The 367-nt window shown below is 53.7% G+C and carries 1 protein-coding gene; it reads left to right on the forward strand.

The window, feature by feature from the left end:
• Positions 1 to 125: 125 nt before the first annotated feature.
• On the forward strand, positions 126 to 367 hold a 242-nt coding region (locus ACNKXV_RS13530), incomplete at its 3' end, for a steroid 5-alpha reductase family protein (protein ID WP_417908258.1).

A 367-nucleotide genomic window follows, 5' to 3' on the forward strand; every position in this document is an offset into this window, starting at 1 on the left:
GCCGCAAATACGACTTTACGTCCAGTCGGCATACGGTGGTGCACCTCGCCTGCATGTGCCACTCGTTCCACTACATCAAGCGCCTGCTGGAGACTCTCTTCGTGCACCGATTCTCTCACGGAACCATGCCTTTGCGAAACATCTTCAAAAACTGCACCTACTATTGGGGCTTTGCTGCATGGATGGCTTATTACATCAACCACCCTCTCTACACACCCCCTACCTATGGAGTTCAGCAGGTTAAGCTGGCACTGGCCGTTTTTGTGATCTGCCAGCTTGGGAACTTCTCCATCCACATGGCTCTTCGGGACCTTCGGCCTGCTGGGTCGAAAACCAGGAAGATCCCATACCCCACCAAGAACCCCTT

Origin of the sequence: Christiangramia aquimixticola (assembly GCF_048285835.1) — a bacterium.
Taxonomy (GTDB): domain Bacteria; phylum Bacteroidota; class Bacteroidia; order Flavobacteriales; family Flavobacteriaceae; genus Christiangramia; species Christiangramia aquimixticola.